The sequence below is a fragment of the Bradyrhizobium sp. genome (assembly GCF_049581145.1).
Lineage (GTDB): Bacteria > Pseudomonadota > Alphaproteobacteria > Rhizobiales > Xanthobacteraceae > Bradyrhizobium.
Genome location: NZ_JBAURI010000207.1, coordinates 1 through 6,620, shown reverse-complemented (window position 1 = coordinate 6,620; position 6,620 = coordinate 1). Strand labels below are relative to the sequence as shown.

At 62.6% G+C, this 6,620-nt stretch carries 11 protein-coding genes; 4 read left to right on the top strand and 7 right to left on the bottom strand.

Translation table 11 applies throughout. The features are described from left to right. Nucleotides 1-246: 246 nt before the first annotated feature. From WCB02_RS06935 to WCB02_RS06925, 3 genes are all read right to left on the bottom strand, one after another. Nucleotides 247-840 (bottom strand): formyltransferase family protein, encoded by a 594-nt coding sequence (locus tag WCB02_RS06935; RefSeq protein ID WP_423957093.1) that lies wholly within the window; start codon nucleotides 838-840, stop codon nucleotides 247-249. A 126-nt stretch (nucleotides 841-966) separates the two neighbouring features. Next, nucleotides 967-1,188, bottom strand: coding sequence for a hypothetical protein (locus WCB02_RS06930; protein WP_423957092.1), 222 nt, complete (start codon nucleotides 1,186-1,188; stop codon nucleotides 967-969). A gap of 717 nt (nucleotides 1,189-1,905) precedes the next feature. Beyond that, the gene (locus WCB02_RS06925) at nucleotides 1,906-2,199 is read right to left on the bottom strand and encodes a hypothetical protein (protein WP_423957091.1); all 294 of its coding nucleotides are present in this window, start codon (nucleotides 2,197-2,199) and stop codon (nucleotides 1,906-1,908) included. Nucleotides 2,200-2,452: 253 nt separating this feature from the next. On the opposite strand from WCB02_RS06925, the gene WCB02_RS06920 reads away from it, so the two are divergent. After that, nucleotides 2,453-2,680, top strand: coding sequence for a septal ring lytic transglycosylase RlpA family protein (locus WCB02_RS06920; RefSeq protein ID WP_423957094.1), 228 nt, complete (start codon nucleotides 2,453-2,455; stop codon nucleotides 2,678-2,680). Between the two features lie 28 nt (nucleotides 2,681-2,708). Here WCB02_RS06920 and WCB02_RS06915 read toward each other — a convergent pair whose 3' ends face one another. The 3 genes from WCB02_RS06915 to WCB02_RS06905 all read right to left on the bottom strand — a co-directional run bounded on the left by WCB02_RS06915 (nucleotide 2,709) and on the right by WCB02_RS06905 (nucleotide 3,691). After that, entirely contained in the window at nucleotides 2,709-2,879 is a 171-nt protein-coding gene (locus tag WCB02_RS06915) for a hypothetical protein (RefSeq protein WP_423957090.1), read from the bottom strand. Between the two features lie 225 nt (nucleotides 2,880-3,104). Next, nucleotides 3,105-3,344, bottom strand: a complete 240-nt coding sequence (locus tag WCB02_RS06910; RefSeq protein ID WP_423957089.1) for a hypothetical protein — start codon at nucleotides 3,342-3,344, stop codon at nucleotides 3,105-3,107. Nucleotides 3,345-3,532: 188 nt separating this feature from the next. After that, a complete protein-coding gene (locus WCB02_RS06905; protein ID WP_423957088.1) occupies nucleotides 3,533-3,691 on the bottom strand; it encodes a hypothetical protein in 159 nt (52 codons plus the stop codon). 439 nt (nucleotides 3,692-4,130) lie between these two features. Here WCB02_RS06905 and WCB02_RS06900 point away from each other — a divergent pair, with 439 nt between their 5' ends. From WCB02_RS06900 to WCB02_RS06890, 3 genes are all read left to right on the top strand, one after another. Next, nucleotides 4,131-4,586 (top strand): hypothetical protein, encoded by a 456-nt coding sequence (locus tag WCB02_RS06900; RefSeq protein ID WP_423957087.1) that lies wholly within the window; start codon nucleotides 4,131-4,133, stop codon nucleotides 4,584-4,586. A 238-nt stretch (nucleotides 4,587-4,824) separates the two neighbouring features. Further along, a complete protein-coding gene (locus WCB02_RS06895) occupies nucleotides 4,825-5,022 on the top strand; it encodes a hypothetical protein (protein WP_423957086.1) in 198 nt (65 codons plus the stop codon). Nucleotides 5,023-5,310: 288 nt separating this feature from the next. Further along, nucleotides 5,311-5,526 carry a hypothetical protein gene (locus WCB02_RS06890; protein WP_423957085.1) on the top strand — a complete coding sequence of 72 codons (216 nt, stop codon included), beginning with the start codon at nucleotides 5,311-5,313 and terminating at the stop codon, nucleotides 5,524-5,526. 78 nt (nucleotides 5,527-5,604) lie between these two features. On the opposite strand, the gene WCB02_RS06885 is transcribed toward WCB02_RS06890, so the two are convergent. Beyond that, nucleotides 5,605-5,904, bottom strand: coding sequence for a putative quinol monooxygenase (locus tag WCB02_RS06885; RefSeq protein ID WP_423957084.1), 300 nt, complete (start codon nucleotides 5,902-5,904; stop codon nucleotides 5,605-5,607). Nucleotides 5,905-6,620: the final 716 nt, after the last annotated feature.

Genomic DNA, 6,620 nt, shown 5'->3' with positions numbered 1-6,620 from the left:
AATGGTGACATTCCAGACACCGTCATAGGGTGATTGCGCAAAGGCGGGAGCCGCTGCCGCAGCGGACAAAACAAATGCAAATCCTACTGAGCCAAAGCGATTGAGCCGCATGAATCAAATCCTTGCGATTGGGGATTGACTGGACTTATTTGAGGCAAATATGTCCAAAATTTGTTGCGGCGCAAGAAGTAAAATTACACAAATAATTTCAATTGGTTGGAGGGCAATTCTCGCTGCGCCCCGAGGTTAATGCGGCGACAGAGCCGGGGCGTTGGTGGCGAATTGCTCGTCCTGAGGTTTTGCCGGTAAGTCATTGTGAAGCTTGGCGTGATCGATCACCTCGGCCAGCAGCTTCTGGCCGAGCGGCGCCAGCGCGCGCTCCCACAATTCCCGCGCCGTCTCGCCTTTTTTCACGAAGCACCATTCCTGGGCGGCGATCGCGCCGGCATCCATGCGGTCGGCCAGATGATAGACCGTGCCGCCGGTGATCGGATCGCCTTCCTTGATGGTCCATTCCACCGCCGCGATGCCTCGGTGCCGCGGCAACAGCGACGGGTGGTAACCGATGCCGCCGAGTCTGGCGGCGGCCAGCGCCTTCTTGCTGATTCGCGCGTGGCTATGCGCGGCGACGATCAGGTCGGTGTCATCAGCGATTTCCGCTGATACCACGAGCTTGGGATCGGCCTGGACCACGACCTCAATACCGGCGGCCCGGGCCGTGGCGGCGAGACGGTCCTCGGCGTCGGCAACCACCACCCGGACGATATCGACCCCGTGCTCCCTCAGCATGTTCAGCGTGGTCACGCCGAAATGGCGGGAGCCGACTAGGGTGATCCGCATGGTCTTCCTTCCGTCGCGAGCACGATTATCTTTTTTGTCGATACCACGCCAGCACCCGCTGTCACGCCGGCGTCGACCGGGGCGGGGGGTTATCAACAGCGGCCAAGGGGCTCCAGTCCAGGGCGGTTAGTCCAGGACGCGCCGTTCACTGAGCAGCCAGGCATGGACAATCTGCCACTTGTCCCGGCCCCGGGATTGAAAATTCAACAGCGTCGAGCGCCGGTCCTGCAGATCGACAAAGAACTTCAGCGAGTCCCGGCCGGTTGCCCCCCTGGGGTCGATGGACTGCGTCTGGACCCATTGGTCCCATTCCCGGACGATCAGATTTCTCAAATCCTTCTGTTTCATTTCGGCGCGAACCAAATCCTTATGGGCCTCGTGAAGGCCCGGTCGTCGCGCTGGTCCGGCAGCTTGGGCTGGCGCTGGTTTGCGCCGGCTTACGCCATCGTTTGAAACAAAGAACCCAAAGCCATTCGTGCCGTCTGCACGACATGAGACCGCCGTATCGTGGTTTTCCCTGAGAACGGGCCAACCCCGACAGAAGAGATCAGGCCTGCCGCCGCGCCGATCGCTTCAATCTCATTGAAACAACGCATTTTACGGCTTTCTGAAGACTTTCGAAAGTCGCCGCCAGGGCGGCGGCGTTGGAGGACCCGAATGCTCGTCGATGAAGTTTAGCGGTGCTTCTGATCTTCCGCTATTGCGCCGCGGCAACGCCGGGCACGTAAAACGAGGCGGCTGACTGCTGCATCGCAGCGATAACGGTGCCGAACACGACCACAAAAAGTTAGGAATCTGAAGGGCTTCCGCCTGTCGTGCAGGGGATCGTTAAGCCGTTGGTGTCTAAATATGGAGGCCGCACCGCCGCGCGGCCGAATAGCCGGGTGCCGTCCTGTCAGCCACTCCCCGGGACATCTGCGTCCGGCTATTTGCCGCGCGGCGTTGGCATCATTCCCCAGCAAGATTAACAAAGCGCCCTTGGCAGCCGGGGGGATCGCTGGACCGCTGCGGTTCCGCGCAAGGCGCGGCGCCCCTTCCGAAACGAGATCGTCTGGCGACGACCGCTCAGCGCGGACCGGTGCCATGAGCGTTCCAGTTGCTCCAGGGAACGCTGGACAGGCTTCGAAGGTCGGTCGCCAGCGGACGCCGGGTCTGCCGCTCGTGCTGCGCGATGACGTGTTCGGACTGCTTGATCTTCTGATTCAACTGGGCGACCAGCGTCCTGGTCCGCGCGACCGCCCTGGTATCGGCGCTCTCGCCCACCGTGAACTTGGCGGTCTCGATGCGCTTGAGGGCAGCGCGGTGTTTCCTGATCTGGGCCCGATGCCAGGCGACCTTGCTGTTGCTGTCCGCAGCCATCTTGCTCTCCCTGGTCCGCCCAGACCATGGAGTCCGGCTGGACCACCAGCATCGTGATTTCTGATTCGCGCCTTTTTTACGATGGGTATGCTGGTTCCAAGCCGTCTGCTTCAACGGTCCTGGAGCGGTCGGGAACCGATCCGCGGCTCGATGCTTTATGCATGAGCACAAACGGGATTGGTCCGTGTACAAAACACTCTCGGTGGCGTTAGTAGCGCTCACAATCGCCACCACCGCCCGGGCGGAAAGCGGAATGGCCTCTTATTACCGCGGGCGCGGACATCGCGGCGAAATGACCTGTGCGCACCGGACGCGCCCGTTCGGCAGCATGATCACGGTCAGCTATGCCGGCCGATCGATTCGTTGCCGCGTCACCGATCGCGGGCCGTTCATTCGCGGGCGGGTACTCGACGTCTCGATCAGCGCAGCGCGTGCACTCGGCATCATGCGATCCGGCGTCGTGCCGGTCACCCTCGAATAGACGTGACTGGTCCAGCTGGCACGCTGGTCTAGCCTGCCCAGTCCACCACCGCGTCGATGAAGGTCCGGGCCTGCCGGATCGCGTCCATTCGGGTGGCGCAGACGCCGACGGTGACGGTTCGGTCTTTGCCGACCGTCCATTTCCAGCCGCATGGAAAGCTCATTTCGACGACCCAATAAGAGATGCCACGATGCTTCATTGCAACGACCTCCCCGGTAACACCGGGCGTAATGCGCTCGGGCCGGTCGGCGTTCCCGGTTTGCGGATGGTGCAACCAAGCGCAACGCGGGCTGGGGTCTAATGAAGCTCCAGCTCTTCGGCGATCCGGAAAGCCGATCGAGTGCGCGGCATGCTCTCACATCCCGCAGAGCTGGGGCGCGCCATGCCGGCAAGATGTTTGCTGCGGCATTCGTCGTAGCTCACATCAATATTCGCTGGGCACCTGCCCAAAACGCCGCAGCACGTGCCGCGCGTCGAACTTGCCGATTTCGAAATCGCTGGTGCGACTGAATGCGATCGCGCCGGCATGGCCGAATGTTTTCCAGAGGCCCTGCGCACGCTCGATCGCATCGGCAGGCGTCGGGCATTTGACGGGTTCACCGGCGACGATGTCGTTGTCGACGTAATCGAACGGCACGACCACGAAATGCGTAATCTCGCTCATCCCTAACACTCCTCCCTTGCACCGCGGCCGCGCGGACACCGTCACGCGCCGCTATTTTTATTCAGCCTATGCGCGGACGCGGATGGCCATTTTGATCGAAATCAAGTGCCGTGCAAGATCAATTTGAGGCCGGTTGAAGTCATGCCCGGCGGCGATCAACGCGGCCAGCGAAGCATCGGGTCTTCACGTCAGCGGCGGCCGCCGGCGGCAGGACCGGAGTCCGGTTGATCTACCGGGCCGAGGTAGCGGTCTGTCACGTAGACGGCACCGACCGAGAGCAGGACCCCCAGTGCGATGGCTATCACCGTCGGAACGACAAACTCCAAAGTAATCACTTTGCGGGTCATGACGAACTCGCTCTGAGCTGCCCCGTCGAAGACATCACCACCTTCGCCTGAGTCGGGGAACTTAAAAAATCTGGCGCATCAAGCTGTTCACCGCTTTTTGGCGACCGGCGCAACCGGCACGGCGCGCTTACCCGTCGCGCGCTTCTGCCGAAGCTCATGGACCACTGCCCGTTGCCAGGAAGCGGCAGCGCCAGTTCGGCCGTCGACATAGTACCAGCGATCGTTCTCGCCGCGACGTCGCGCGCACCGCGCGTACATGGGACGAAGGCGGACACGTCACCGATCACAAGTCGTCACTTGCTGCAGCGGACTACCGTCGGGGCGGGGAACTAACAGGTTCCAGGCCCTACTACGCCGTATGCGGTCAACTTCCTGACACGTTTACTGGCTTTCTGTCGTCGCGGCAGGGGGATTTCCCAAACTCATGGAGTCCTCCACGATGTGGAAAGTTGTTGTACCAGTTGCGTTGTTGTTGTCCTCCGGTCAGGTCCAAGCCCATCGCGCTCATCATCACCATCTTCATCACAGCTATCTGCAATCGATGGCGATGTTGACAGGCGAGTATCCGGCGGAGGAGAGAATCGTCAGCGGTCGTCCGTCAGGATGCCCGCACGCATTCTGTGGCTGCGAAGCGTCGCTGTACCGCTTCGGCCGGATCATTCCGCAATTGAATCTCGCCGCCAATTGGCGACGCTTCCCGCGCGCTGCGCCAGCCGCCGGCATGGCGGCGGTGCGGTCCGGCCACGTCATGATTCTGCAGCAGCATGTCGCCGGTGATGTTTGGCTCGTGCATGACGGCAACTCCGGCGGTCATGTGACGCGAGAACATCCGCGCTCGATCGCCGGTTACACCATCGTCGATCCCGGCGCAGGATCATTCACCGGAGCTAGCTAGCGCGACAGGCAACAGGCGTGAGCGCCCGAGGCCGCTGAGCGCTTTCCCTCGACGCGCAAGAAGCCCGGCCGTTGGGGCCGGGCCGATCCAGGGAATTCGCGGGTCATCGGATGCAGATCCGACGTGTGAGCCGTTTTGCGAACTGTTCAAACAAAATGGAACACTGGAACTTGCAGCCAGACGCGAATTCCTCGGAACAAATCCCACGCTGTCGGGTCCTGTGCCGTGGCAAGCAATCATGGACATTGCAGTGATCAGCAGGCGTTATCTGCGGCGTCAGGCGAGTACGCTCATCACCTTCGCCAGAGCCACCAGCAACCGCGAACTCGCAGCCGTGCTGATCGAGAAGGCGGCCGACATGAAGTCCAAGGTCGAGCAGACCGAGGCCGCATCCGACGCCAGCCTGCGCGCGCCTGATGTCGAACGGCCGACGTGATGGCGCGACGGTTGCGTCGCGTTGGCGGCTCGGACTTTGACGGCTTCTCCAGCGACCACCTCGTCCTTGACGGAATCGACGGTGCGATGAAGCGCGTGCCGCGCGTCCGGTTGGCGTCTCCTGCGGTGCCGTTAACCAGCCGTTAACCGGCCCATCGCAGTCTGCGCGCGAACGCGACGCACCGGAGAATCGAGCCCGCGATCACCGAGGAAAGCCGCAGGAAATAACCGCAAGCAGAAGCCGGGGCGAACCCCACGCCCGCCGGCCTTCTATTGCGCAGGGGACGCCATGAAGACCGCCATCGAGACAATCGTCGATACCTATATCCGACTGAACAAGCGCCAGGCGCTGGAAGATCTCAGGCTGCACCGGCAAAGGCTGGCGCTCGATCTGCTGGCGCGGCGGGGCTATGATTTCAGCCTGCCGCTGCGTCAGGTCGAGGTGGAAATCGCAGCGATCGAGGCCGGACTGCAACGACTGGACGGCATCGCGCAGGCGGCTTGAAAGGCCACGGCCCACACGGTTGCCGCAGCTGCCACTGCTGCGCGGGATCGCGCGTGCTCTGATCGCGGTTGCGGCTGTCTACGGAAGCTTGTCGGCGAGGATTGTGATCTTGTGAATTGCCGGCGGCTTGGCCAGCAGTTCGCCGGCTTTTGCCATCAACGCTGCGGCCACCTTGCCGTTGAGATGCGCTTCGCGCCCGGCCTCGTCGTCAAACGTATCGAAGATCGCGAACGATGACGGGCCGTTCTGGATCGCAAACCAGGATATCGTGCCGGGTTCATCCTCCACGAGCGGCAAGGCCGATTTCAGGAATTCGGCGACTTCCTTTTCTTTGCCCGGCTTGGCTTCGAGCGGAACGTACAACGCAACCTTGGACATCACTGCCTCCTGCAATGGAGTTGGTGGACGGTCGACCGAACTGTAGGTTCGGTAGCGGGAATAACCGCCGACGGCCAATCACGGTTCTTCACGGTTCTGTGGAGCGTCGACATCCGGGTCCGATGGCCTGGTGGCGCTTGCCTCCCTCCCTGAATGATGCGTCGAAGACCCGGCCACGCCGAAACCTGCAGGCGAAGGTTGAGGGCTCGCCGCGGCGGGCGTAGAACTGCTGGCTGTCGGGTGGAGGGTGCGATGCGCTGGATGTCATTGTTGGTCACGGTATTGCTCATGCTTTTGCCGCCGGCCGTGCTGGCTCAGCAGTCTCCCGGAACGGGCGGCGATAGATCCGTCGGTGACACGATTGGCCATCCCCCGCCGCTGCCCGGTCCGCCGCCCTTGTCCGAACCCACGGCCCAGCCGGCTACCCAAGGACCTGCGCAAGGCTACATCGGGGCCTATGGGCCGGCCGGCGCTGCGCCGGCCGGCTCCAGCACCGCTCCATCGCCGCAGTCGGGCCAAGGTCCGGGATCGCGCACGGTTGACGCGGACGGTGCCCCGGCGCGAAAGGTCAAGGCCGTGCCCTGCGGGACGGCGGCGCGCGAGACCGACGGATTTACCACCTGCGTGGGCATCCCCGATCAAAAGCCGACCAGGCGCCGGCAATAGCCCGATGGGCGGATCAGTGGAGGGCCCGCGCAAACGCCCGAAGCCGATAC

Bases quoted from the DNA above. Each gene is read 5' to 3' on its own strand.
- WCB02_RS06935 (WP_423957093.1), bottom strand. From the start codon at position 840: ATGCGGATCACCCTAGTCGGCTCCCGCCATTTCGGCGTGACCACGCTG.
- WCB02_RS06930 (WP_423957092.1), bottom strand. From the start codon at position 1,188: ATGAAACAGAAGGATTTGAGAAATCTGATCGTCCGGGAATGGGACCAA.
- WCB02_RS06925 (WP_423957091.1), bottom strand. From the start codon at position 2,199: ATGGCTGCGGACAGCAACAGCAAGGTCGCCTGGCATCGGGCCCAGATC.
- WCB02_RS06920 (WP_423957094.1), top strand. From the start codon at position 2,453: ATGGCCTCTTATTACCGCGGGCGCGGACATCGCGGCGAAATGACCTGT.
- WCB02_RS06915 (WP_423957090.1), bottom strand. From the start codon at position 2,879: ATGAAGCATCGTGGCATCTCTTATTGGGTCGTCGAAATGAGCTTTCCA.
- WCB02_RS06910 (WP_423957089.1), bottom strand. From the start codon at position 3,344: ATGAGCGAGATTACGCATTTCGTGGTCGTGCCGTTCGATTACGTCGAC.
- WCB02_RS06905 (WP_423957088.1), bottom strand. From the start codon at position 3,691: ATGACCCGCAAAGTGATTACTTTGGAGTTTGTCGTTCCGACGGTGATA.
- WCB02_RS06900 (WP_423957087.1), top strand. From the start codon at position 4,131: ATGTGGAAAGTTGTTGTACCAGTTGCGTTGTTGTTGTCCTCCGGTCAG.
- WCB02_RS06895 (WP_423957086.1), top strand. From the start codon at position 4,825: ATGGACATTGCAGTGATCAGCAGGCGTTATCTGCGGCGTCAGGCGAGT.
- WCB02_RS06890 (WP_423957085.1), top strand. From the start codon at position 5,311: ATGAAGACCGCCATCGAGACAATCGTCGATACCTATATCCGACTGAAC.
- WCB02_RS06885 (WP_423957084.1), bottom strand. From the start codon at position 5,904: ATGTCCAAGGTTGCGTTGTACGTTCCGCTCGAAGCCAAGCCGGGCAAA.